This window comes from Duganella sp. sic0402 (assembly GCF_019219065.1).
Classification (GTDB): Bacteria; Pseudomonadota; Gammaproteobacteria; order Burkholderiales; family Burkholderiaceae_D; genus Rugamonas.
The window spans coordinates 1-255 of the sequence record NZ_JAHUWK010000048.1 but is presented as its reverse complement, the minus strand read 5'-3'; the positions used below and the strand labels follow the sequence as shown (position 1 = coordinate 255).

Below are 255 nucleotides of genomic sequence, written 5' to 3'. Positions count from 1 at the left end.
TCGATTACGAGTATTTAGCCTTGGAGGATGGTCCCCCCATATTCAGACAGGATTTCTCGTGTCCCGCCCTACTTGTCGTACGCTTAGTACCACCGGTCTGATTTCGTGTACGGGGCTATCACCCGCTGTGGCTGCCATTTCCAGAGCATTCCACTATCAGTCCGACTATCACGTACAGGCTCTTCCCATTTCGCTCGCCACTACTTTGGGAATCTCGGTTGATTTATTTTCCTGCAGCTACTTAGATGTTTCAGT

The 255-nt window shown here is 49.8% G+C and carries 1 rRNA gene; it reads right to left on the bottom strand.

Annotation, left to right across the window (positions count from 1 at the left end):
• Positions 1–255: ribosomal RNA gene (locus KW842_RS27930) — 23S ribosomal RNA — on the bottom strand; the annotation flags it as partial.